Source organism: Pseudoflavonifractor sp. 60 (assembly GCF_009911645.1).
GTDB lineage: Bacteria > Bacillota > Clostridia > Oscillospirales > Oscillospiraceae > Lawsonibacter.
Genome location: NZ_QWKI01000004.1, coordinates 117,501 through 141,975, shown reverse-complemented (window position 1 = coordinate 141,975; position 24,475 = coordinate 117,501). Strand labels below are relative to the sequence as shown.

Below are 24,475 nucleotides of genomic sequence, written 5' to 3'. Positions count from 1 at the left end.
AACTGGAATTTTGTGCTGCCATCATCAGCGGGCGGATTCGGCAGGATCACCACTTCCTTTGTCTCCACGGTGCAGGTCGCGTTTGCCCCGTGGTAGCTGTCGTTTCCTGCGTAGGAGGCCGTGAAGGTATAGTCTGCGGTGCTGTTGGGCAGTTCCGCCGTCCAAGTGCCGCCCGCTCCCGCTGTCACGGTGATGCCGCCAGAGCAGGTCACGGAAACCATTCCGCCGGCAGGCAGGCCGGAGAGGGTCAGCGTTACCGTGCCGCCGCCGATCAGCGGGGATGCCGGGGAGGCTGTCAGGGACAGCACCGGCGTGATCTTCTCCACGCTGACGGTGCAATTTGCTGTCGCGCCGTTGTGGTTCCCGTCCCCGGCGTAAGTGGCGGTAAAGGTGTAGGACGCTCCGCCAGCGGGCAGCTCCGCCGTCCAAGTATCGCCGCTCCCCTTTGTCACAGTGATGGTTTCATCCGAACAGGTCACGGTGGCCGAACCGCCAGAAGGCAGACCGGAGAGGGCCAGCGTCACCGTGCCGCCGTTGGGCAGGGTGGCCGGGGACGGCGTGAGGGTCAGGCTGGGCGTGAGCTTGTTGATGGTCACCAATACATCGCCGGTGGCTTGCGCATAGTTCTCACCGTCCACGGGCGTAAAGATCACGTTCTTTGTGCCGCTGTCGGCCACGGCGGTAAGCTCCTGCCCGCCAGCAAAGCTCCAAGCTCCGGGGACGGAGACCCCTTCCGACACCGCTGTGCCCCGGATGGCTGTGTTTGGGACAGGCTCACCGTTATAGATGACTGTGATGGGGTCGATGGTCAAGTTGGGCACAAACTTATCCTTCACAGTGACGGTAATAGTCAAGCTAAAACTGTTGTAATTGGTGGATTCCATTACGGGAATGGTGATCGTGCCGGTTTTGCCCACCTTTTCCTCCTCGTTCACCAGCTTATAAGTCAGTACGGTGCCGTCCACAGTGGGCGTATCCACAAAAATCCCGTTATCATCCGACACAGTGATTCCCCCCAGCACATACCCTGCCGGAAGCAAGTCCTTCAAATCAAAGGTCTTGGTTACGCCAAATCTGCCCTCGCTGCCGCCGGTTGTGTTTCCGGTGTAGCTGGCCTTTGAGATGGTCACGCTGGTGCTTACCGCTCCGTCCGGCTGGGTCAGGATGTAGTTTCCGGCTGACGTGCCGGTCAGCGTCAATTCGGGCAGAGTGACGGACGAATATGTACCCGCGTCGGAGCCGGTGATCGTGCCCTTGAGACCGGCGGTGTTCACCGAGACGGTATCGCCCGCTTTTACGCCGCCCAAGTCTACGGAAGTGATGGATACCTCATTTGTTTTATCATAGGCCCTGTCCGCGGCCGCGGCCCCGGTGACAGAGAGGGGCTTGGGGTTCACCTTTACCGTAAATTCCTTTTCCCCCAGACCGTCTGGCAGTTTTGCGGTGAGCGTCGCGTCTCCGGCGGGCAAACCGCTGGTATCAATGGTAATCTCTTCGTTCAGATTCCCCTCGCCCACCTTGGCCGTGCCGCTGAACACCTCCACAGTGGATGTGACAGCGGGGGTGGTGCTCAGCGTCACCTTGAGCGTGTCGGTATCGCCGTAGGTACAGGTGGGGGGACTTGCTGGAATGTTGAGGGTTACTGAGCCGAGTTTTACGGAAGCGGCCGCAGACCCGTCGCTATTTCGAATTGTTGTTTCTCCTATGGTTCCTCCGGCTGGTTCAATGACAATCAGTCCATTCACCGTGAGTTTTGCACAGTTTATTGCTGGGTATTGCGCGCCATCGTAGATGCCTCCAGAGGCTGTAAACGTTCCTCCCGTTATGCTGATGTTCCCCCCATTGATTCCAGGATACTCTGCACACGAAAGATTGACATCGCTATTTTTGATTACTATGTCCCCCAAAGTATGAATTGCGCAAATATTTGTACCCTGTGTGGAGATCATGATTGCGGCATCTTCAATGGTAATGTTTCCTTTGTTGCAAAAAATACCGCCTCCGATGGTGTTCCCTCTTATGGTTACGCCTCTTATTGTCATATTGCCTGAATTACTGCCGCTTACGCTTGGCATGCCTAGAAAAACCGGTTCATTTGCCACGTTGGCCTCCAACTCTCCGGTGCCTTCTACCGTAAGGTCAAAGGCGCTTTTGGCATAAATCGCGCGCTCATCGTTCCAAGCAGAGCTTGCGGATATGGTATTTTTCCCCTTCAATACTACAGTGACCGGGCCGTCCGACGGCAGTAAGATCGCTGTACGCTCCCGCCATTTCCAATCCTCTGTGTATTCTGTAACATTCAAGGATAATCCGTCCAGTGTCAGGGTGTAGCCGCTCTGAGCATCTCCTTCCAATTGATATCCAGGACCTTCCGCCGGGGTCTGGCCTTCCCCTTCTCCGATGTTGGTAAAATCCAGCGGCTTTGTAAGTGTCTTATTCGCTGCTTGGACCGTCCCCGGCAGAACCCCCAAACACAGGGCCAGAGCGGTGATGATGCTGAATAGTTTGCGTTTCATGCAGTATGCCTCCTCATGCGGCAGAGGAAATTTAGTTCCCCCATGGGGGGACTGAGAAAGGGGCGCACCCCTTTCTTAATCCATTTTCGCCGCAGTTTTCTATTTCACAACATACACAAAACTTTCTAAAAAAACAAGACCGCTCGACCAGAATGCAGGATTTGCTACCAATTAACATCCCCCGCCCCTTGACAGCGGCAATTTTCCCGGTTACGCTAAGTGCAAACAGGATTGAGGAGGGCGGAATATGCGGATCGGAAAACGGTGGGCCAGTTGTCTGGCAATGGGCCTGTTCCTGCTGTGCGCGGCGGGGCTGGTGTGGCTGCTGGCAATGGAGACAGTTCCCAATCAAGAGCCTGTGCGCCTGACGCCGGAGGCCGTGAGCGGTGCGCCGGAGCTGGAGGGGCTGTACCTCTACGCGGGTCCGCTGGAGCTGGAATATACTCTCCCGGCACAGGCGGGAAAACTGCGCCCGATTTTGGAGATTCGGCAACTGTTTGCGGCGGCGGAGCTGCGGCTGGACGGCGCGCCGTTTCAACAGCTCCCGGCGGGCCTGGGCCGCTTGTATGTGACCCTGCCTGGGGAGTGGGCGGGCAAGACCCTCACCCTCATTATGGACAAGGGGGAGGAGGACCCGGAGCCGTCCTTGTATTTCCTGGACAGCGTTCTGCTCAACGAACAGGCCCGCGCGGATACCAGCCTCCGCGCCTTTCCCGCCGCCGTGTTCGGGGCGGTCTTTCTGCTGACGTTGGGCCTGTTCCTGTATGGCTGGCTGGAGGGGACCCGGCCTTGGCCGGTACTGCTGCTCTGCGCCGCCGCCCTGGGCCAGACGGCGTACTTCTATCTGCAAAACTTCTCCCTGTTCAGCCTGCCGCCCGCGCTCTACGGGCTGGCGCTGTACCAGTCCCGTGCGCTCCTGTTCGCCGCACCAGCTTTGTATTTGATGCTTGGGATGAAAAAACGGCGAAAGGTCTTTGCGCCTTTCGCCGTCCTGCCCGCGCTGGTCTATTGGGTTGTGGCGGGATTTCAGACGGTGTTCCCGCTCTTTTCCAATTTTGCCGTCCACGCCGGGATCATGTTCTGTTTTACCATCGCCGCCCTGGCGGTCTGTTCCGCTCTGGAATACCGGGACGGCAATCCTGTGTTCCGTCGTTTCCTGCCCTGGCTGGGAGGGTGTGCTGTGGTCATTGTACTGCTGAGTATGCTCCCGGCGGGGCGGGCAGGTTCCCATGCCTCCATCCTGCGGGCGTTCCTGGATGACCCGATTCTTTGGATCGACACAGAGCTGTTTTACTGGAACAGCCTGCTGCTGGCCCTATGCTTTTTGGAGAGCGCGGCGGCCTACATCCGGCGCAGAAGCGAACAGGAAACGGAATTGCAGGTGCTGTCCGCCCGTGAAAGTCTGACGCGGGAGCAGCTTGCCACCGTGCTGGAGAGCGCCGCCGCCCTGGGGGAGCTGCGCCATGAGGTGAAAAATCATTATCTGGTCCTGCAAAACCTGTCCTGCGCGGGAGAGACGGAGCGGCTGGACGCCTATCTGAGCGAGCTGGCATCCGATGTGTCCTCTATTCCCGCTCTGACTTACGCGCCCCATCCGGCGATCAATGCGGTGCTGACGGTCATGCTGGCGCGGGCACAGAAACAAGGCGTAGAGGTGGAGCGCCGGATCGACGTACCGGAAACGCTGCCCTTCCCGGACACGGAGCTTTGCATGGTGCTGATGAATTTACTGCAAAACGCGCTGGAGGCCAACGCTCTGGCCCCGGAGGGGGTTCGGAAATGGCTTCGGGTCGATCTCCATATCCGGGGTGTCCATCTGTATATCGGGGTGGAAAATTCCCGCTTTGTTCCAGTGGACTATGACGCGGAGCGTGACCTGTGCCGCACAACGAAAGAGGACAAGTCCGCCCACGGCTACGGCCTGAAAGCAGTTCAGACCATAGCGCGGAAGTATCAAAGCGAGCTGCTGCTGAAATTCCCGGACAATGCCTTTTCCGTTGCTACCGCCCTGCAAATGCCAGATTAAAAAGCCGCCCTTTCTGTGACGATCCACAGAGAGGGCGGTTTCTATTGGATAAAAGCGACGAATCGTTTGGTAGTCTCCTGCTGATAGGCGCGGCTGATTGGCAGTTCTGCTCCGGTGTCCAGAAGCAATCCCCGCGCGGTTCGCTTATGGACGTGCTTCAAATTAACAACAAAGCTGTTGTGACAGCGGCAGAACGTGTCCCCCTGCAAATGGGAAAGCAACGCCCGAAAGCTCAGGTTGACGGATATGACTTCTTCCGGCAGATACACGGCGGCTTTGTGGTTGACCGCCTCCGCGTAGAGAATATCCTGGACCATTACCTTGCGTAAGCCGCCGTTGACGGGCAGCGCGATCTGCTCCGGGCGGTAGTTTTTCCGCAGATCCCATTCGATGGCCTTTGCCAACCGTTTCTCGTCCACCGGCTTCAAAAAATACCCCAGCGTATAGGTAGAAAAGGCGTCCTCCATATATTCCGTATAGGCGGTGATGTAGATGACGGAACAGCCAATATCGGACTCCCGCAGATAGTTGGCCAGCTCCACGCCATTTTCCTGCGCCAGCCTAATATCCAACAAAAGCAGATGAAAAGACGCGGGCTGGTTCCGCAGAGCGGTCAACAGCGGCCCCGCTGTGGAAAAGCTGGAAACGGTAAAGTCAATATCCCGCCGGAAATGGCGGTTCTCCAGAATACGGCAGAGCATAGTTTCATTTTCTTGCGCCATCAGCGGCTCGTCCTCGCATATCGCAATACGGTACATAGGCAGTCACCTCCCCGCAAAATTGTCAGTATCATTATAGCAGTTTTCGGTGTTTCCGTCAAAGGGCATCGCCGCCTGCTATCCGAGGGATTGAAAATGCGTCTCACGGTGAGACGCATTTATAGGGATACCTGGGCGCATAAGCGCCCGCCGCCTTTGCCTGACGATAACCGCCGCACGTTCCGGGAAACGCTGGCGTTGCCCATAACGAAAAAACCGGCGCAAGCCGGTTTTGGGGTATGTCCCCCTTAACCACCAAAAGCACCGACGGCCTTTGGCTGTCAAGGCCCGCGCCGGACGCTTGCGTCCGGCGCGGCTCGTCTTGGCCTTGACGGACAAAGGACGGTGGTGTAAAATCTGGCACATTGAGGGGGCATACCCCGCATTGTGACGCTTTATCATGTTACAGCATCTCTTTCACCAAACGCCACGCCCGCTGTACTAACGCAACAGCTTCTGCAATCTCTGCTTTTCCGCTGCCTTTGGTGGCGTTGGCCCAATATGCAATCTGATTTACGTTGTTCCCGATTGCCGACAACTCCCGCAGCAGGGCGGCGTAGGTGTCGGGTGGCTTCGGCTGAATGTTTACGTCCATAATACTGTGCCGGATCAGGGTGCTGGCATTGAGGCCAGACAGGACACATTGTTTCAGTAAATGCCTATATTCTATATCATCCAACCATAGGCCGATAAAATGTTCGCGTTTTCGCATGGCAGTCTCCTTTTTATAATGCGTCTCACGGTGAGACGTATTTTCCGTAGACTGGGGGTTTTAAGGGGGGTGTGCCCCCTAACAAGGGTCGTTTGTGTTTAACAAATGACATACTTGCTCGGACAGCACCGCCTTTTGGCGGCGCTGTCCGCTGTGGTGCCGCTGGGTAGGTGATTCCTTTTTTAACGGCGTTTTTTCCACAAAAGTAATGCGTCTCACGGTGAGACGCATTTCCCCAACATCGTGCTGAACAGTAGAAAAACTGTAAATGCTCATAATACGTACTATTTGATCTGCGTTCCTCTCTTAACTCGTATCCATCCATCTCCAGTCGTTCCGCGATGGGGGTAGGGGGATAGATAGATTGATTAGTATGGATAAAATTAGTTTGGTTTTTATCAATATAACTTGGGTTTGCATTTGAAACCTCAAGAGGTCGATTTTCCCGACGCCTTGAAGTCGATTTTTCCGACCTCTGGATGTCGGAAAAATCAGCCGATGAAATGGGTGCGGCAGGGCCTTGGCCGGGTGCCTCCGTATCTTCCTGTACAGTGATCCGCTTGACAAAAACCCTGTCCGGCTTGCCCTGGCCCTGCTTGACGCGCTCAATCAGGCCGATTCCTTTGCTGGTATCCAACTCTGCCAATAACCGCATGGCCTTGTTTCGCCCGCAGCCTATGGCTTCGCAGACTTCTTTTACAGTGAAGTAAATATAAACCCGCCCGGTGTTGTCGTGCCAGCCATTTTTTGCGGACAGGCTCATGCGGTTCAGTAGCATACCATATAGTAGCTTGGCATCAGTGGACAGGGGCTTGAAATGAGGATGGGTGATAAGCTGGCGGGGGATGCGAAAGTGTGAAAACTGTATTTCTTCATCGCCGCAAAAATAGTCTGATAAAGTTACGCTCGGCATAGATTGCCCTCCTTTTTGAAAGTGAAAAACGCACGATTGACTTTGATTGTCAAATCGTGCGTTTTTCTGCTTGTTTCATTTTGTCACAAAGGTTTGCTTTTTCGGTAACTGCCTTATTATATGTTGTTTTTTGGCTTGTCCTTTATGCGTACTGACCTTACACGCAACAATCAATCTGCATTGATGGAGCGCCGTGTGCGGTGAAAATCGCATGCACGGTGCGAAGCGGGGGAAAATCCGCTCTGACTGCCACTCTCTTATGAGAACGGTAAAAGCGGCGGATTACCTATCGCTATTACCCTTCCCGCCCAGGTGCGGCTGAACACTGTGGTCACCGGGACCTACAACTTCCCCGGCGTGTAATAAGATCACCTACCGGGTGAACGGCGGCGAGTACCGGACCCTGGCGGACAACCTGAGTACGCAGAAGAACTATACCCTGCAGGCATCCCCCGCCGCTCTGGGCCTCGCAGCCAATGAGCGGGTGACGGAAGTGATGGTTGTGTTCGGGCAGGCCCCCGCTGGCTTCGCCCAGGTGGAGAAGCCCCAGATCAAGTGTACCGCCATCGCCGGCCTGTCTGCCAGGAGCAGCTTCGTCAACATCGCGGATGTGGGCGGCGTGTACAACGGGGTCTAGGTGCAGGCCATCTCCCGCTAGGTCACCACCGTCTATGGCAAGCCCACCCCTCTGCCCAAGACCGGGTATTGATCGCACCCCGCTTTGCACCCATGGGGGCCGCCAGCAGGCGGCTCCCCTATACATTATAAATAACATCTTAGGTAATTGCGAAAGACAGCCTAGATAATTGGGACAGGGACAACACGGTCATAGAAGGAAATGTTTTTTTCATCCTTGAGCGCGCAATAGAGAAATACTGTTCCGTTGATGGATTCCATTGTTTTCTCAATATTTTCCATGAAACATCTCCTCTCAGCACTCCATCGGTTTCAGCTGCGGAATTGTTTTCAGTCCGTAGGTGCTGGGAATTTCATAATACCACCGCCCGGGTTCATCGTCATATCCCGGTTCGTACCAGGCACTGTAGCCCAGTTTTTCCAGTTCCTTAAAATCTCGCTGGCGGGTGCGGTCGGGGATGCCCGGCAAAATCTCCCGATAAAGCTCCACCTTGTTCATACCGTCTTCATAGTCCTCCCAGCTCATCCGGCACATGAGGATACACAGCCGCCGCAGCTTCTCCAGATACTTCTGCCGGGTCTGGTTCTCCTGGTTCTCCAGGGGAAAGGGCTCCAGTGTCACGGGCACGAAGGCTTTCCTTGCTCTGTCCCACTGAACCCCCAGGACTCCAGCCTGCCGCAGCAGCTGGATATCCCGGAGGGCGGTGCGCCGGCTGACGCCAAAATTCAGCGTAAACTCCTGAAACGAAACCTCCTCACAGTTTAGAAATAGGTGGTAGACGGACAGCACCCGGCTGGTTTTGGTAATTTCCTTCAGTCCTCATCTTCTCCATCATCGACAAGTCATCGATTCTTATACTCCCAAAATCCTTTTTTGCGGAACAAAAGAAAGGCGCCCCAGCAATCATCCTTTTTTGGCGAGAACCACGCTGTCTGTATATTGCTGAGGTGCTGATAGACCGGCGGAAGAAGAATATCCCAATCCTCATCCTATATTCGTCGGCGTTCTGATGGCAGTATAACATATTGCCTTCTCTGAATAAGACAAACGTATTGTCGTATTCTGGATACGCGCCTTTTACAGCACGTCCAAGTTAAGGGGTTCCCCGTCTTTCAGGACCTTTACACGGTCCTTATAGGGGGCAAATTCGGGGATGGTAGCAAATTCGTCCGCCCGCTCGGTGTGTATAGGCACGATGACCTTCGGATTGACGGTCTCGATCAGTTCTCCTCTGAACGGTTCAGTGCAATAGGAAACACACCTTCTAAGATATCAAGCAAACGCCCTCCCAGCACTTTCCCGAAACTCGGTTCTCCCTCTGCAAGCAAAGCGTAACGGGATACTTGTTTGTCATTGATACTGCTGTCTGTGGCTTTCAGTTCAACCAGGTAGACATTATCTGAATCAGCAAGGACATAGTCGATCTTCGCTCCAAGATTGCTGGCGCTTCCAAGTTCAAAGATAGACATCTCTTTTGTCAGAAAGGACAGCTCTCCGACTTTGAGTCCCATTTGGTCTTTGATGATTTGTGTGATATACTCCGTAAGTAACGTGTCCAGGATGACCTCTGCCCTGATGTTGGGGGTTAAGTAGTCGTTGACTACCAATTTTGTAATTGTGTCCGAAAGCGGCATGATATCAACTCTCTCTTTTATGATGTCTACAGTATATCAGGCAGGAACCAGAAGTACAAGCAGACGTATTGTCGGGTAGGAATTTATTTCGGCCAGAGGTGAGTGAAAGTATGAATGTTAGCCATATTGTATCACCCATCCATATTGTATACTTTACTTTTTGAAGCAATCTCTGATGGAAGTCAGGATGCCTTTGGGGGTCTCATCAAATGTTGATCCGGTAATCCAGTACATGGCTGAGCAGCTTTCGCGGCTCCACGCCCAACTTTGCCGCAAGTGTGCGCATATGTTCTGTTATTAGAGCCAAGTGGGTTTCCTCAAATTGAAGCAATCTCTGATGGAAGTCAGGATGCCTTTGGGGGTCTCATCAAATGTTGATCCGGTAATCCAGTACATGGCTGAGCAGCTTTCGCGGCTCCACGCCCAACTTTGCCGCAAGTGTGCGCATATGTTCTGTTATTAGAGCCAAGTGGGTTTCCTCAAATTGAAGCAATCTCTGATGGAAGTCAGGATGCCTTTGGGGGTCTCATCAAATGTTGATCCGGTAATCCAGTACATGGCTGAGCAGCTTTCGCGGCTCCACGCCCAACTTTGCCGCAAGTGTGCGCATATGTTCTGTTATTAGAGCCAAGTGGGTTTCCTCAAATTGTTCTGCTGCTTCTTCGCTGTCAAAGGCAAAATTATGCAAGCCGGTCAATTCTGCACCGGCTTTTTTCATGCAGCTCTGGCAGGGAATATTATCCACTTCCACCAGAAATTGAAACTGATTTTTGGTGGTTATTTCATTCAGCCGCTTCAAAAACAGCGTGATTGCTTTTGAGCCACAACCCTGGCCGCAATGGGTCTTGTCCAACTCGATCGCAATTTCCCAAAGTTCTTTGGAGGTATCCTTTACTGCGATATAGCCTATTTCATGGCTGCCATCCTCAACTTCTATTACACAGTAAAACGCAGAAGTCTTCCTGATCTCCGGACTCCAATATTCAATTAATTGCGCCATAGTAAGATCTTTGTGAAAAATGGAATACTGCTCCCGAATTGCTGCGTAAAATTCCGCATCCCTGGCGGAGAGCGGGCGCAGCAGGACTGTTCCATCCGCAATGAAAACCGGCTTTGTCCTTTCCTGGCTAAAATCCCAACATTTTTCCACTGTACTTGGCTTGGACGGATCGAGAAATGCTGATATGATGTCTATAATTTCCTGCTTGCTGTATGTAGATGTTTCACCTGCCAAAGCCTCCCTTTTTTCAAGTTTAGAAAGAGAGGCAAGTATTTCATCTGAAACACGCTTCATTTTCTCTTTTTGGATGATAGTGTAAATTCGATTCATTTTATGTGCTCCCTCCCCACTGGCTTGTAGTGATGCACCAGGGAAACTCATCATTCTGCATTCCGATACGCCAAAATATCCGCCAAGTTGGTATCGGACTTTACCTTGGGCATCACGTTTTCGATCATACCGCTCTCGTCAATGATGAACGTGGAGCGCACCACGCCCATACTTACCTTGCCACTGAATGGCAATCAGTTCAGGGTCGAATATAAGGATTCTTATATCCCGAACAGTCCGCGGATATCCCCTTCGTCAATGGTCCGGCCGCTGGTCCGGTCGGCATTTTTCAGCATTTGTTCCACCCGGTTGGCAATCACCACATCAATAAAGCGGCCCATTTCGATTCCCCGCAGTTCAAAAAACAAGGACGGATTTTCGTCCAGCCGCGCCCCAATCCCATAGAGGACCGCCGCCACATGCTTACACATCAGCGCCCAGTCGGGGCAGCTGCACGAAAAGCTGATCTCTCTGGATGAGGGGAACAGTCCGTCCCGCTGGGTGAACAACTCCTTGAGTTCCTCAGGAAAGTCTCCAGCCAAAAGCTTTTCCAGTGTTTCCACCCGCTTTCCGCAGTTCTGGAGGATCTCCTGACACCGCTCCTCGGACAGGGGGCTGATGCGGATCTCCACCTTGTAGGGCGTTTTCCGGGACCCCTGCACTTTGGCCTGAATCCTGCCCTTTGAGATGTTCAGGTCAATGACCGCTCCGGTTTTGACGTACCGCTTGCCCCGGCCCAGTCGGCTTTCATAGTCAGCGTACCGCTCCAGGTTATTGCACCATGCCCTTCCCCACCAGCTTTTGGCGATATTGCGGCCCTGAATGACCACAGGCTCCAGGCGCTTGCCCTTCTTCTCCGCACTCGCCCGGCTGGCCTCTGATTTCCGCTTCAGTTCCGAAGTGGTGGGCTGGCTGTAAAATCCATCCTCCCAATAACGACTCATCACGTCCTCCTCTCATCCATCCAGCCGCAGCAGAGACAGCAGCTCGTCGTTGCTCAGCTCGGTCAGCCACTTCTCTCCGCCCCCGCCCAGCACGTTCGCCGCCAGCTCCTTCTTGGCCTGGATCATGGCGTCGATCTTTTCCTCAATGGTTCCGTCGCAGACCAGCTTATGTACCATAACATTTCGGGTCTGCCCAATGCGGTAGGCCCGGTCGGTGGCCTGATTCTCCACCGCCGGATTCCACCACCGGTCAAAGTGGATCACATGGCTGGCCTTTGTCAGGTTCAGTCCCGTCCCTCCGGCCTTCAGGGACAGTACGATAAAGGGGACATAGTCCTCCCCTTGGAAGTCATCCACGATTTCCCCGCGCTTTTTCACCGGCGTACCGCCGTGAAGAACACGGCCTCGGGCGTGGAAAATGCCGGTGAGAAATTCCGCCAGCGGCCTGGTCAGCTCCCGATACTGGGTAAACACCAATACCCGCTCCCGCTTATCCCGGATGGTTTCGCACAACTCTCTTAGAACGGTCAGCTTGCCGCTGTCCTTTTCCTCAAACCCCTGCTGACCCAGGTACTGGTCGGGATGATTGCATATCTGTTTGAGCTTCAGAATGGTAGACAGCACCAGCCCTTTCCTGCCAATGCCCTCTGCGTCTTCCAGCCTGCGCTCCATATCCGCCACCGCCTTGCGGTAGAGGACCGCCTGCTTTTTGGACAGAGAGATATGCTCCACCATCTCCAGCTTCTCCGGCAAGTCGGCAATGATCCGTTTGTCCGTTTTCAGCCGCCGGAGCAGGAAGGGGGCCACCATGGCCCGCAGCCGGGCGTAGCCCTCCGGCCGCTCGTCCAGGCCTTTGCAGAACATCTTAAAGGTTTGAGAGGAACCCAGAAGCCCCTTGTTCAAAAAGTCGAACAGAGACCAGAGATTGGTCAAATCGTTCTCCACCGGTGTGCCGGTCATAGCCACGCGCATATGGGCGGACAGCTTTTTCAGCGCCTGCGTCTGTTTGGTCAGGGGGTTCTTAATGGCCTGGGCCTCATCCAGAATGACACATTCCCAGGTGATGTCCTGCAGCCCCTTGATCCGTGCCGCCATACCGTAGGTGGTCACGGTCAAAAACACCGGATGGTTCTCCAGCAGCTCTTCCAGCGCGGCGGAGGACTTGCCGTGTAGAATCAGCGGCTCCAGCTCCGGGGCAAAGCGGGCAGTCTCCTTGTTCCAGTTGCTCAGCAGGGATGCGGGAACCACCAGCAGCACCCGGGCCGATGGCTTGTCCCCGCGCAGACGTTCCAGGTATCCCAGCACCTGCACCGTCTTTCCAAGGCCCATGTCGTCCGCGAGGCAGGCGCCAAAGCCCAGGGAACTCATATAGTGCAGCCAGGTAAAACCGGTCCGCTGGTAGGGGCGCAGATCGGCATGAAAGCTTTTGGGCAGCTCAGGGGTGGGAATGGCCTCCGGCTCCTTCAGGCGGGCCAACAGCTCCCCCAGCCACGCGCCGTGGGTTATGGTGCCCCCCACATCGGCACAGGGCTTGTCCAACTCCGTGCGCAGAGCGTCTAACAGAGTGATTTCATCGGGGAGGGAGTCCATCTGTTCCAGCAGCGCCCGCAGCCGGCGGTGGTCCACCTCCACCCACCGGCCTTTGAGCAGGGCAAGGCCCTCGGTTTGGGCCAACAGAACCTGGATTTCCGCTCGGGTCAGGGGGATACCATCCACCGCCAGCTCGGGCTGAACCGAGACCAAGGCGCTGAAGCCCACCATAGACGGCTTCTTTCCGCCCAGGCTGATGGACAGACTGACTGCGGCATTGCGCTTGCGCCACCAGTTGGGGACCCGGCACAGTATGCCCGCCTGTTCAAATTCCATGGTGTGCTTCAAAAGCTGAAAGGCCTCCTCCGCCGTCAGTTTCAGGGGATGGAACAGTTCGCCGCTCTCCATGAACGCCCCGATCAGAGGCGAGACCTCCGCCGCCCGGTTCAGGCAGGCCAGCAGCTCCAACAGCTTTTCCCGCTCATTTTTGTACTCGGTCAGGGCATATTGCAGGGGTACATGGGAAATTTGCCTGTTCTTCCCCTCTGTGGCGTAGGTGGCCAGAAAGGCAAAGGGAAACGCCTCGTCTCCGCTCTCCACGATGTGGAAAAAGACCCGCTCCGGAACCCTCAGCCGCTGGCTCTGCTCAGCCAGATAGAAGGCCACCGTTCCGGTATAGGCTCCGATTTCCTCGGAGAATACCTCGTTCAAGCGCAGAAAAAGCCCTTCCAGCCAAGCTCGGTTTACATACTCCGCGCCGATGACAAAGGGGACCGCCTGGAGCAGTCTGGCCGTCTCCTCATCGGAGAGCAATGCCTGCGCTCTCTCCCGCAAAAGCTCCAGCTCGGGCAGGGAGGTCAGGGCGCGGAAGAAGGCCTCCGCCACCGTATATAAGTACAACACCGATGGGGACAGCCCTTCGGGACGTTCCCGCTGGCCCAAATGGTACAGCTCTTTGCAGCGGTTTTCCTTCCACCGGGCCAGCAGGGCTTTTCCCTCCTCTGTGTGCCGGCTGCCCGGCAGTTCCGGGACAAAGCCGTCTGGCGTCAGAACAAGCTCCAGGGGAAACGTGATTTTCTCCGTCATGTAACATACCTCCGCCTGTTTCATCGCTTCACCCGCTGCCGGCATATAGCTCTCTTACAGAGCAGGCAAAACTTTCCTCTATTATAGCGCAGAGAGTACCTTTCAACAAGCTCTGGTATAAAAGGTCGCCCGACCCTTTCCGTGCTGCACAAGAATGTCCTGCTCCACCAGCTTTTTGAGAGAGCTCTCCACAGAAGTTTTTCCCAGCGTGGGGCAGAGCTCCAAAATATCAGTCTTTGAGAACTTTCCCAGCCTGCTCTCCACAGCTCGCCGCACTACTTCAATAGCTGGGGACTTGTCCCCAACCAACTCCAACCGCTCATCCAGTTCCCGATAAGCCGCCAGGATGACCGAGAGCAAATATTTGATAAACGGTGTTGGATCGTCTGCGTTCTCATACCAGCCGCCCTGGCTGGCCTCTAACGAATCATAGTACAAATCCTTGTTCTTGGCAATCTTACTTTCCAGTGAAATATACTTCCCCACATGATATCCAGAGCGGTAGAGCAGCAGTATGGTCAACAAACGGCCCATTCTGTCGTTTCCGTCGTTAAAGGGGTGGACACACAGAAAATCGTGGATCACAACTGGAATCAGGATCAGCGGATCAATCTCCTGGGTATCAAGAACCCGATTATAGCTGGCACAAATCATGTCAATGGCCTCAGGCGTCTCGTAGGGCGGCAAAGGGCTAAACAATACAAAGGTATTTCAAAACTCTGAAGAAATAGTATAATACCCGTGTGTCAAGGAACCCCCTGTCCAATCCGGCAAACCGCTTCAGGTCTGCTCCGATTGGGCAGGGGGATTTTTGTCTATGGGATCATGCTCCAGCGCTCCAGTCCGGCGGTCACCAGTGTTTTTCCGCTGGCGTAGGTTCGCTCGCCGCCCTGCTCATAGTGGTCAAAATCAAAACAGAACAGGGAGTACGCGCCGACTTTTCCGGTTTCCATCACGGCTTGGACATTTCTGGCCACCACGTCCAGGTCGTGCCCCAAGGGGACCCGCTTCTCATAGGCGGGGACATAGTCCGGCTTGAGGATGTCCGCATCCACGGACAGATAGATGGCGTCTACCCGCTCCGCCAGCGCGGAGACCTTTTCCCGCCAGAGGGCCTCCGATTCAAATATGCTGCCGTCCACCGGCGCGATGTTGGCCGCACACAGATTTTCGGCTGTGGTTTCATCCATCATCCGCAGGTCGCTGGCCAGGATATCCTCGCCACGGCAGGGCGTTTCCAGGCCGCACACCTCCCGGCGGTACACAGGCAGAGTCAGCCCGGCCATGGTGGACAGGGGGACCCCTACCAGGCGAACGGGCTCCGGAGAGGTCTCCGGCACCCTGCAGTCGGCGTGGGCGTCGATCCATACCACGCCGATGCGCCGGTCCGCGCCAAGCGCCCGCTGCAGTCCGCCCAAAATGGCTGGGGCGTAGTTGCAATACCCCCCCGCCACCAGCACCGCCCGCCCCTGGGAGAGGGCGCTGTACACCGCGTCGGAGTAGTCCCGGGTCACCCCCGCGTAGGGCGCGTACTGACTGTAGTTCTCATAGTCCACATTGTGGATCTCCACCGGCACCCCCATGGCGCTGTACGCGCCGCAGGCGTGGTACAGGTCCACCTCTCTGGGCTGCTGGAACTCCTTCAGTTCAGAGGTAAAGACCGGGGTCCCGCCGGAACAGTCTACTCTCCATTTGTTGTAGCAGTATTTGCACTCAATTACGGTAAGTCCCGCTGCTTTTCTCATAAAAGCCTCCCATATTCCGCGTTCTAGGCAGTCCGCTTTTTGTTCCTGGTAATGCGCCCGAAGACCACCATGAGGATGGCCAGCACGACCGCGTGGGAGCCCACAAAGAGCATGGCGCTGAAGGCTCCGTTGTTGACCACATAGGGGAAGATCACCGCCGCCAGGACCACGCAGTAGAAGGTGTTCAGGGAGTAGGCGATGGAGAAGTCGCCCATGGCGGTGGATTTGAAGTCCGGGTCCAGCATCCGGGTGAGCAGAACGCCGGTGATAAAGTCCCCCGTCAGCATACCGATGGGGCCCATGGACTTCTCCACCCAGTCCTCGTGCATATAGTGCCTGCATAGGATCAGGACGACGGGGACGGTGACCAGGAAGCCCAGCACGGCGCTGACCAGGATAGGCAGCCAGAGCTCCAGCACCATGGAGATCGGCATACTCATAATGGCGGAGGCCACCACAAAATCGGTGCAGCAGCCCTGAATTTTACTCTTGATGCTGGGGTCGAAATATTTATCCCATCCCAGTAGGCGGATGACCGGCCAAATAATGTACATGGCGATGAGCATCCAGAACCAGTCGGCCATATAGATCAGCAGAGGGATCTGATAGGTTTTGATCAGCCTGCTGATGAGGTATCCGGCGCCCACCGCGAACATAATCAGCGCGAAGTGCAGGCCCAGGGTATCAATTGAGCCTCCGGCGGTGGTCTGCCGCCCGGCGCTGGGGCACTCCTCCGGCTCGCTGTACAGACCGGTTTTCATCTCCCTGGGCAGGTCCTTGGGGTTGGTCACATAGTTGGTCAGGCCCTTTCTGGCGTACCGGTTGATGATGTAGATGCCGGCCAGGATGCCGCCCACCATGCCCAGCGTGGCAAAAGTCATGCCGCAGCCCTGGGCCAGCTCCCAGTAGTCCATCCCAAGGTTTTGGAAGTTTGTACCGATGGTGGACGCGGTGCCGTGTCCGCCGCAGAAGCCCAGCATCATTTCGGCGCCGTAGCCGTCGTAGAGCTCCAGTCCCATGGCGTTGGATACCACATTGACTGCGAATCCAACTACAAACTGCAAGGCGGAGATCAGTGTGATGATGATTCCAAGCTGTACACCGTCTGTCTGATTCATCAGGTCCTCTTTTTTCAGCTTTTGGGCGCACATAGGCAGGGCGGCGATGATCACGCCGAACAGCCGTCCGGGCAGGTTGGACGCCGTGGTCATGATCTCCTCAGAGATGGGCAGCAGGCCCAGCACTCTGGGGCCCAGGATCAGCCCGATTACACCGCCGATTACACAGGCCGGCAGGAACAGCGTTTGGAAGAGTTTCACTTTCGCGCGGAGAAAGGTCCCCAGCAGCAGGAGCGCCGCCAGGATGGCCACCGTCTGGAAAAAAATATTGATTTCTGCGTTTGTCATAGAACCACCTCCAAATTATATCAGGAAAGGGTGTCGGCAACAATCATCATGTAGTACTTGATGGAGTCTAAATAGTCGCTCAGCCGCAGCCGCTCATTGGGCGTCCCGCTGCCGAAGGGGTCAGCCGCGCCTCGCTCGTCAAAGTCTGGGGCTGCCCCCAAGTTAGGGATGGGCAGCCGGTACGCCTGGTAGAGAGAAGCGGCGTCGGAGCCGCCGGCCCGGGTGTACAGCTTTGCGGGCCGGCCCATGATTTTCTCATAGGAGCGGGCGGCGCTCAGGATAAAGGGGTCGTCCGCCGGCACCGTCAGCACAGGGCGGTCAGACAGGATGGAGTACGCGTAGTGATACTCCGGGTCCGCCCGTTCCAGCCCGTCAAAGATATCTAGAATTTCCCCTTTGACGCGCTCCGGGTCCTCGTCCAAATCCACCCGGCGGTCCACCACAAATTCCGCCAGGCCGGGCTGAACATTGGGCGTGTTCCCCGCGTGGAGCATTGTGACAGACAGGCACCGGGACGGGGCGCCAAACTCGTCGGTCCGGTCGCGGAGGGTTTCGTTCAGGGCGTAGAGCCGCTGGATAGCGGTGACCGCCTTTTGCAGGGCATCGCAGGTGGGGTGGGGAGTGCTGGCGTGGTGGGGCTGAGCCCGGTAGGTGAACTTCATCCTCAGAATCCCCCGGTGCCGGTGGAGAATGCGACCGTTGGTTGGCTCCATGCACAGGCCAACGTCCGCTTTGAGCAGTCCCTGGTCGATGAGATACCGCACGCCCTTCCAGCCGCCGTTCTCCTCGTCCACCATGTAGCTGAGTATCACACTGCCTTTGGGATCAAAGTTCATCCTGCGCAGCAGCCGCACCGCCATCAGGGCTGCGCAGTCTCCGCCCTTCATATCCACCGCCCCGCGTCCATACAGAAAGCCGTCCGCGATTTTGCCGGACCAGGGGCCGTACCAGCCGCCATCCCCATCCGACGGGGGAAATACATCCAGGTGTCCGTTGAACAGAAAACGCTTCCCCGGCCGGCTGCCATGCCATTGGGCGATGAGGTTGGGACGGCCCGGCTCCGCTTCGTACTGTTCCACGGTCAGCCCGCAGTCCGCTATCCATCTGGTGAACAGCCGGCTGATGGCCAGTTCCTCCCCAGTGGGGCTGGGCGTTTGGACCGCCTCCTGTAGGCATTGAATTGCCTCGTCCTGACAGGCGTCCACCATATGAATGATCTGTTGAGGTGTAATCACCTTTCACGCTCCTTTCTTTGCCGCGGCAGGTTATTCTCCACCAGCGCTAGTGGAGTATGGACTGCCATTGAAAATCTTCTTGGACCAAGCTTCATTTCATTAGTACCATAAATCCCGGTGCTTGTCAAGAAAAATTTTATAATATAAATTATTGTTTTATAATATAAAATATGGAGGAGTAAAAAAGAACCTGCCCGCAGACAGCGGACAGGCCGTTTTTCATGTATAATGTTATGGGCAGGGGGGAATAGGGGCCCCTTTGAATAACAAATCCGGGCAGGTTGTGGAGCTGCTCAGCACATCCATCATCCCGACGGCAATCTCCCGCAGCCGCTGGTCCGAGGCGCGGAAGGTGGGCACCGAAACAGAGACGGCGTAGATCACCCGGCCCGTGTATTTGAACAGGGGCACCGCCACGGAACAGATCCCCGGCAGATACTCCTCCTTTTCAATGCAGAAGCCCTGCTTCCGGATCTCATCCAGCTGTGCGCGGAACACCTCCGGGTCTGTGACAGTGTGCTCGGTATAGCGGTCAAAGGGGGTGTACTGGAGCTGCTCCTCCAGCATGGCCTGGGAGTATCCCAGAAAACGGACCTTTCCGGCGGCGGTACAGTGGATGGGAGTGTGGGTCCCGATGTCCGCCGAGTATTTCAGGGAGTGGGAGGACTCCAGCTGAATAAAATTGATGCTGGCGTAGTAGTTCTCCATCTTGGCAAAGTAGTTGAGGTTGACGGTCTCGTTGGTCTGCTCCCGGATTCGCTCCATATAGGGCAGGATGATGGGCTTGATGTCAATGCTCTGGTAGATGGCCGCGAAGACCTCGAAGATCCGCCAGCCCAACTTATAGACCGAGGTGTCATAGCTTTTCTCCACGTATCCCCGGCTCTCCAGCGTCTTCAGGATGTGAAAGGCCGTTGTTTTGTTCAAGTGACACCGCTCCGCCAGCTCACCTAGCCTGTAGCTGTTTTGAAAGCAGAGACATTCCAGAATGTCCAGCGCCCGGTCCACGGACTGGATCGTCTTAACATCCGGATTCGGTGGCTTCTTTTCCGATCCCGCCATAATTCGTTCTCTCCAGTTTTCCGGCATCATGGAAGATGGATGCCCATGATCGAATTGAAATCTGCTTATAAAAATCCCGCAAAACCATGTGATTTTGCGGGATTTGGTGGACTTGAAGGGACTCGAACCCTCGACCTCTCGGATGCGAACCGAACGCTCTCCCAGCTGAGCTACAAGCCCAAATTTTTTCAATTATTCCATTTTGTAAGGTGCTGCTGCCACTTGCTTAGGGTCTGCTAAACGAAGCCCGCAGGCTCCCAACTGAGCTACGAGCCCGTATGAAATTTTGGTGGTAATAACGACAAATCAGAAATTGCGGATGTAAACCGAATGGCAACCATTCGAGTTACGCTCCAAAATGCGCTGCATACAGCTGGCACGCTTGTACTTCCGGCAACGTGTCAGACCTAATTCACCTCAGCCGCAGCTCCTTTATTATAGCAGATTTTTTCAAAATGTAAAGACCTTTTTTCGTTCTTTGCTAATTGAAACGTGTCCAGGAAATTTAAGGAAGAAAAATTAGTCATAATGCCCATTGACCGGGAGTCTTTACAAGAGTTTTACAGGGAAAATGCTGCATATTCCTTGACTTTTTTCCTTAGCGTTCTACAATAAGGGAGTCCTGCGGAACAGGGGCAGCACCCCCTGCAAGTCAAGGGATGAAAACGAAAATGGAGGAATGAAACGTGAAGAAAGTACTATCCATACTGCTGGCGTCGGCCATGGTTCTGTCTCTGGCTGCCTGCGGCGGAGGAAACTCAGGGAATCAAGGCGGTCAGTCCAGCGGCGGCAGTCAGGGCGGCTCTTCCCAGGGCGGCTCCAGCACTCCTGCTCCCACCGACGGGATGGACGCGCTGATCGAGGCCGCCAAGGCCGAGGGCGAGCTGGTGGTTTACGGCTCCTGCGAGGAGGACTACCTGGCCGCAGCCTGTGAGAAGTTTGAGCAGATGTACGGCATCAAGACCACCTTCCAGCGCCTGTCCACCGGCGAGGTCCAGGCCAAGATTGAGGAGGAGAACGGCAATCCCTCCGCCGACGTCTGGTTTGGCGGCACCACCGATCCCTACAATGTGGTGGCTGCCGAGGGTCTGCTGGAGCCCTATGAGGCCATCAACGCCTCCCACATCACCAAGGATGTGTATAAGCACTCCGACAATATGTGGCACGGCATCTACACCGGCATTCTGGGCTTCATGGTCAACAAGGACGAGCTGGCCCGGATGAATCTGGAGGCCCCCCAGGATTGGCCCGACCTGCTCAAGCCCGAGTACCAGGGACTGATTTGGCTGTCCAACTACAACACCGCCGGCACCGCCAAACTGGTCATCAACACCATGATCCAGAAGTACGGCCACGACGAAGGCATCCAGTACCTGGTGGACCTGGATAAGAATATCGAGGTCTACACCAAGTCCGGTTCCGGCCCCTCCAAAAACGTGGGCACCGGCGAGTGCGTTATCGGCATCGGCTTCCTCCACGACGGCATTACTCAGATTCTGGACAACGGCTATGAGAACATCGAGCTGATTATCCCCTCCAGCGGCACCTCCTGCGAGATTGGTGCCACTGCCATCTTCAAGGGCGCTGCCCATCCCAACGCCGCCAAGCTGTGGATTGAATATGCCCTGTCTCCCGACTGCGTGAACCAGGCCGATGAGGTGGGTTCCTACCAGTTCCTGGTTCTGGACAACGCCGAGCAGCCCCAGGCCGCCTATGACTTCGGGCTGGACCCCAACAACGTGATGGACTACGACTTCGAGGATGCTACCGCCAACATCAGCACCTATATCGAAGAGGTTATGACCGCCCTGGCTTCTGCCGGCGCCAACACTGGCGATACCGGCCGCTTCCAGACCGAGTAACATACCGCAAACAGCGGAGGACGGCGGTATGCGCCGTCCTCCGCGCTGCTTTTCATCCCACAGGGCGCGACGCCCCGGCGCGGCGGACCCGCCCGAAGACGGCGCGGCAGGCCGTCACGCCCTGTTTCCCGGCGATTTACTCTGAAATAAGGAGGGGTTCCTATGGCAAGAAGTCAGAGCGCGGTTCTGGACCGAAAAAAGCTGATGGCCGATCCCATTCTGGTGGGCACCATTGTAGTCCTTATCACATTTCTGACCCTGTTCATCCTCTATCCTCTGGCCATTCTGCTGGTGGACAGCTTCTATGGCGGAGAGGGCTTTACCACAGCCACCTTCCAAAAGGTAATGGCCATGCCCACCTTCCGCACCGCGATTGGCAACACCTTGAAGGTGGGCTTTCTGGTTGGTGTTCTGTCCACCATTGTGGGGCTGCTCTTTGCCTATGTGGAGGTCTATGTCAAGGTGCCCGGTTCCGATTCCGTGTTCCTGATTCCCATGCCCGTCGGCTGGAAGGCTGTCCGCTTTACTCCCAATATTATGGGCGGTCTGTTTAAGGTGGTGTCCATGCTGCCCGTGGTGTCGCCTCCCTTTGTGTTGTCCCTGTCTATGATTATGCTCTTCGGCAAGGCAGGCATCATAACCCGTTTTCTGCTGGGCATTTATGACAACAGCGTCTATGGCTTCTGGGGTATTGTTATTGTTCAGACCCTCACCTTCTTCCCGGTGTGCTACATGATGCTCAAGGGCCTACTGAAGAACATCGACCCCTCTCTGGAGGAGGCCGCCCGGGACATGGGGGCCAGCCGGTGGACCGTTTTCACTACCGTGACTCTGCCCCTGCTTCTCCCCGGCCTGGGCAACGCTTTTTTGGTGACCTTTATTGAGTCCATCGCCGACTTTGCCAACCCCATGATTATCGGCGGCTCCTACGACACCCTGGCCACCACCATCTACCTCCAGATTACGGGCGCCTATGACAAGGCGGGTGCAGCGGCTATGGCTGTGGTGCTGCTCTGTATTACGTTGGGGATGTTCATTGTCCAAAAATACTATTTAGAGGCGAAAACCGCCGCCACACTCACTGGTAAGGCCTCCCGGGGCCGGATGCTCATTGAGGACAAGAGCGTCACCATCCCCCTGACTCTTCTCTGCTCCCTGGCGGCCTTCTTCGTCATTCTGATGTACGCCTGTGTCCCAATCGGCGCCCTGTTCCCCACCTGGGGCTACAAGTTCACCCCCCTCACCTTCAAGTGGTTCAGCCAGGTGTTTACCCGCTACCACGGCTTCCAGGCTTTCCGGGACTCCTTCGTCCTGTCCCTCATTGCCTCCCCCATCACCGCCCTGCTGTCCATGATTATCTCCTACCTGGTGGTCAAGCGCAGGTTCAAGGCCAAGGGCTTTATTGAGGCGGTGTCCATGCTGGCTATGGCGGTGCCCGGGACGGTGCTGGGCGTGGGCTACATCCGGGGCTTCTCCGGGGGCGTGTTCCACACCGGCTTCCTCCAGGGGCTCTACGGCAGCGCCGCCATTCTAATTATCGTGTTTGTGGTCCGCTCCCTGCCCACCGGAACCCGCAGCGGCATCTCCGCCCTGCGGCAGATTGACAAGTCCATTGAGGAGTCGGCCTACGACATGGGGGCGGACAGTTTTAAGGTGTTTATGACGGTGACCCTGCCCCTCATCAAGGACTCCTTCCTCAGCGGCCTGGTGACCGCCTTTGTCCGGTCCATTACCGCCATTTCCGCCATCATCCTGCTGGTGACCCCCAGCGTCTACCTCATCACCGTCCAGATCAACGAGTTTGCCGAGAAGGGCGCCTACTCCATCGCCTGCGCCTTTGCCACCATCCTGATTCTCATTACCTACGGCTCAGTGCGGCTGATGAATCTGTTTATCAAGTATTTTGGCACCAGCAAAAAAATCAAGGAGGGCTAAACCATGTCCAAAGTGAAAAAGGGGGTCCGGCTGGACCACATCTCCAAAATCTACCAGGACCCCAAAACCGGTAAGGACTTTTACGCGGTGAAGGACACCTCCCTGACCATCGAGCCGGGCTCCTTTGTCACGCTGCTGGGCCCCTCCGGCTGCGGCAAGACCACGACCCTGCGTATGATTGCCGGCTTTGAGAGCCCGGACGAGGGGGAGATCTACCTGGGGGACCAGGCCATCAACGCCCTCACCCCCAACAAGCGGGATACGGCCATGGTCTTCCAGAGCTACGCCCTGCTGCCTCACTACAACGTGTTTGACAACGTGGCCTACGGACTGAAGCTGCGTAAGGTGTCTAAGGAGGAGATTCAAAAGCGGGTCATGCGCATTCTGGACCTGGTGGAGCTCACTGGCATGGAGGGCCGCATGACCAACCAGCTCTCCGGCGGCCAGCAGCAGCGGGTTGCCTTGGCCCGGGCGCTGGTGATCGAGCCCTCCGTCCTCCTCTTTGACGAGCCCCTGTCCAATCTGGATGCCAAGCTGCGGGTATCCATGCGCACCGAGATCCGCCGCATCCAGCAGGAGGTGGGCATCACCGCCATCTACGTGACCCATGACCAGAGCGAGGCAATGGCCCTCAGCGACAACATTATTATCATGAACAAGGGTGTGGTGGCCCAGATGGGCTCCCCCCAGGAGATCTACTACCATCCCAACAGCGAATTTGTGGCCGACTTCATCGGCGAGGCCAACTTTCTCAAGGGGACCCTGGAACGGATGGACGGCGACCACGCCATTTTGAAGGTGGAGGGCTCTCCCACCCGGGTCCCCGCCAAGGCCGGCATGACAGCGGGCACAGAGTACACCGTGGTACTGCGGCCCGAGTCCGCCGTGCTGCGGGACCAGGGGGGACTGCCCTGCCAGGTGACCCTGTCCTGCTTTATGGGCTCTTATCAGAACTACCATGTGAAGGTGGGCAATACTCTGGTGAAGCTCACCGACTATAATCCCAAGAACAAGCGTATTTACCAGGTGGGCGAGCAGTGTTCCCTGGTCTTCGACCCGGAGTCGGTCCATATTCTCTAAGACATCCGCCGTAAAACTGGACATAGGAAAAAATCCCCCCTGATGAGTACAAAATCAGGGGGGA

At 56.0% G+C, this 24,475-nt stretch carries 18 protein-coding genes, 1 tRNA gene and 1 pseudogene; 5 read left to right on the top strand and 15 right to left on the bottom strand.

Features of this window, described 5'->3' with window-relative positions; translation table 11 throughout:
- Positions 1-1,745 (bottom strand): YDG domain-containing protein (locus D1646_RS01425; protein ID WP_160634704.1); only part of this gene is annotated, 1,745 nt, incomplete at its 3' end.
- Positions 1,746-2,763: 1,018 nt separating this feature from the next.
- On the opposite strand from D1646_RS01425, the gene D1646_RS23595 reads away from it, so the two are divergent.
- On the top strand, positions 2,764-4,542 hold the full coding sequence (locus D1646_RS23595) for a GHKL domain-containing protein (protein WP_160634703.1): 1,779 nt from the start codon (positions 2,764-2,766) through the stop codon (positions 4,540-4,542).
- A gap of 41 nt (positions 4,543-4,583) precedes the next feature.
- Here the strand turns inward: D1646_RS23595 and D1646_RS01415 are convergent, their stop codons facing one another.
- From D1646_RS01415 to D1646_RS01405, 3 genes are all read right to left on the bottom strand, one after another.
- Entirely contained in the window at positions 4,584-5,300 is a 717-nt protein-coding gene (locus D1646_RS01415) for a LytTR family DNA-binding domain-containing protein (protein ID WP_160634702.1), read from the bottom strand.
- Between the two features lie 403 nt (positions 5,301-5,703).
- The gene (locus D1646_RS01410; protein WP_023347653.1) at positions 5,704-6,012 is read right to left on the bottom strand and encodes a MobC family plasmid mobilization relaxosome protein; all 309 of its coding nucleotides are present in this window, start codon (positions 6,010-6,012) and stop codon (positions 5,704-5,706) included.
- Between the two features lie 25 nt (positions 6,013-6,037).
- Entirely contained in the window at positions 6,038-6,925 is an 888-nt protein-coding gene (locus D1646_RS01405; RefSeq protein WP_023347654.1) for a replication initiator protein A, read from the bottom strand.
- A 297-nt stretch (positions 6,926-7,222) separates the two neighbouring features.
- Here D1646_RS01405 and D1646_RS01400 point away from each other — a divergent pair.
- A pseudogene (locus D1646_RS01400) lies at positions 7,223-7,583 on the top strand (hypothetical protein); the annotation flags it as partial.
- A 273-nt stretch (positions 7,584-7,856) separates the two neighbouring features.
- On the opposite strand, the gene D1646_RS01395 reads toward D1646_RS01400, so the two are convergent.
- The 11 genes from D1646_RS01395 to D1646_RS01340 all read right to left on the bottom strand — a co-directional run bounded on the left by D1646_RS01395 (position 7,857) and on the right by D1646_RS01340 (position 19,714).
- Positions 7,857-8,351, bottom strand: a complete 495-nt coding sequence (locus D1646_RS01395) for an HTH domain-containing protein (protein WP_160634701.1) — start codon at positions 8,349-8,351, stop codon at positions 7,857-7,859.
- A 431-nt stretch (positions 8,352-8,782) separates the two neighbouring features.
- The gene (locus D1646_RS01390) at positions 8,783-9,196 is read right to left on the bottom strand and encodes a hypothetical protein (RefSeq protein WP_160634700.1); all 414 of its coding nucleotides are present in this window, start codon (positions 9,194-9,196) and stop codon (positions 8,783-8,785) included.
- 529 nt (positions 9,197-9,725) lie between these two features.
- Positions 9,726-10,526: a GNAT family N-acetyltransferase gene (locus tag D1646_RS01385; RefSeq protein WP_160634699.1), complete on the bottom strand. Its 801-nt coding sequence runs from the start codon at positions 10,524-10,526 to the stop codon at positions 9,726-9,728.
- A 221-nt stretch (positions 10,527-10,747) separates the two neighbouring features.
- A complete protein-coding gene (locus tag D1646_RS01375; RefSeq protein WP_160634698.1) occupies positions 10,748-11,470 on the bottom strand; it encodes an SWIM zinc finger family protein in 723 nt (240 codons plus the stop codon).
- Between the two features lie 12 nt (positions 11,471-11,482).
- Positions 11,483-14,086, bottom strand: a complete 2,604-nt coding sequence (locus D1646_RS01370) for a DEAD/DEAH box helicase (protein ID WP_201754507.1) — start codon at positions 14,084-14,086, stop codon at positions 11,483-11,485.
- Between the two features lie 102 nt (positions 14,087-14,188).
- Positions 14,189-14,773: a Fic family protein gene (locus tag D1646_RS01365; protein ID WP_347565104.1), complete on the bottom strand. Its 585-nt coding sequence runs from the start codon at positions 14,771-14,773 to the stop codon at positions 14,189-14,191.
- A gap of 128 nt (positions 14,774-14,901) precedes the next feature.
- A complete protein-coding gene (locus tag D1646_RS01360) occupies positions 14,902-15,831 on the bottom strand; it encodes an arginase family protein (protein ID WP_160634696.1) in 930 nt (309 codons plus the stop codon).
- Between the two features lie 23 nt (positions 15,832-15,854).
- Positions 15,855-17,237 carry a sodium/glutamate symporter gene (locus tag D1646_RS01355; protein ID WP_160634695.1) on the bottom strand — a complete coding sequence of 461 codons (1,383 nt, stop codon included), beginning with the start codon at positions 17,235-17,237 and terminating at the stop codon, positions 15,855-15,857.
- Positions 17,238-17,257: 20 nt separating this feature from the next.
- Complete coding sequence (locus D1646_RS01350; RefSeq protein ID WP_160634694.1) at positions 17,258-18,472, bottom strand: M20/M25/M40 family metallo-hydrolase; 1,215 nt, start codon at positions 18,470-18,472, stop codon at positions 17,258-17,260.
- A gap of 231 nt (positions 18,473-18,703) precedes the next feature.
- Positions 18,704-19,534 (bottom strand): IclR family transcriptional regulator, encoded by an 831-nt coding sequence (locus D1646_RS01345; RefSeq protein ID WP_160634693.1) that lies wholly within the window; start codon positions 19,532-19,534, stop codon positions 18,704-18,706.
- Between the two features lie 104 nt (positions 19,535-19,638).
- A tRNA-Ala gene (locus tag D1646_RS01340) sits at positions 19,639-19,714 on the bottom strand.
- A gap of 506 nt (positions 19,715-20,220) precedes the next feature.
- Here D1646_RS01340 and D1646_RS01335 point away from each other — a divergent pair.
- The 3 genes from D1646_RS01335 (at position 20,221) to D1646_RS01325 (ending at position 24,411) form a co-directional block, all read left to right on the top strand.
- Entirely contained in the window at positions 20,221-21,396 is a 1,176-nt protein-coding gene (locus tag D1646_RS01335) for an ABC transporter substrate-binding protein (protein ID WP_160634692.1), read from the top strand.
- A 162-nt stretch (positions 21,397-21,558) separates the two neighbouring features.
- Positions 21,559-23,331, top strand: a complete 1,773-nt coding sequence (locus D1646_RS01330; RefSeq protein WP_160634691.1) for an iron ABC transporter permease — start codon at positions 21,559-21,561, stop codon at positions 23,329-23,331.
- Between the two features lie 3 nt (positions 23,332-23,334).
- Entirely contained in the window at positions 23,335-24,411 is a 1,077-nt protein-coding gene (locus D1646_RS01325; RefSeq protein WP_160634690.1) for an ABC transporter ATP-binding protein, read from the top strand.
- Positions 24,412-24,475 lie beyond the last annotated feature (64 nt).

Bases quoted from the DNA above. Each gene is read 5' to 3' on its own strand.
- D1646_RS01325 (WP_160634690.1), top strand. From the start codon at position 23,335: ATGTCCAAAGTGAAAAAGGGGGTCCGGCTGGACCACATCTCCAAAATC.
- D1646_RS01345 (WP_160634693.1), bottom strand. From the start codon at position 19,534: ATGGCGGGATCGGAAAAGAAGCCACCGAATCCGGATGTTAAGACGATC.
- D1646_RS01390 (WP_160634700.1), bottom strand. From the start codon at position 9,196: ATGCCGCTTTCGGACACAATTACAAAATTGGTAGTCAACGACTACTTA.
- D1646_RS01355 (WP_160634695.1), bottom strand. From the start codon at position 17,237: ATGACAAACGCAGAAATCAATATTTTTTTCCAGACGGTGGCCATCCTG.
- D1646_RS01410 (WP_023347653.1), bottom strand. From the start codon at position 6,012: ATGCGAAAACGCGAACATTTTATCGGCCTATGGTTGGATGATATAGAA.
- D1646_RS01405 (WP_023347654.1), bottom strand. From the start codon at position 6,925: ATGCCGAGCGTAACTTTATCAGACTATTTTTGCGGCGATGAAGAAATA.
- D1646_RS01375 (WP_160634698.1), bottom strand. From the start codon at position 11,470: ATGAGTCGTTATTGGGAGGATGGATTTTACAGCCAGCCCACCACTTCG.
- D1646_RS01370 (WP_201754507.1), bottom strand. From the start codon at position 14,086: ATGACGGAGAAAATCACGTTTCCCCTGGAGCTTGTTCTGACGCCAGAC.
- D1646_RS01330 (WP_160634691.1), top strand. From the start codon at position 21,559: ATGGCAAGAAGTCAGAGCGCGGTTCTGGACCGAAAAAAGCTGATGGCC.
- D1646_RS23595 (WP_160634703.1), top strand. From the start codon at position 2,764: ATGCGGATCGGAAAACGGTGGGCCAGTTGTCTGGCAATGGGCCTGTTC.
- D1646_RS01415 (WP_160634702.1), bottom strand. From the start codon at position 5,300: ATGTACCGTATTGCGATATGCGAGGACGAGCCGCTGATGGCGCAAGAA.
- D1646_RS01385 (WP_160634699.1), bottom strand. From the start codon at position 10,526: ATGAATCGAATTTACACTATCATCCAAAAAGAGAAAATGAAGCGTGTT.
- D1646_RS01360 (WP_160634696.1), bottom strand. From the start codon at position 15,831: ATGAGAAAAGCAGCGGGACTTACCGTAATTGAGTGCAAATACTGCTAC.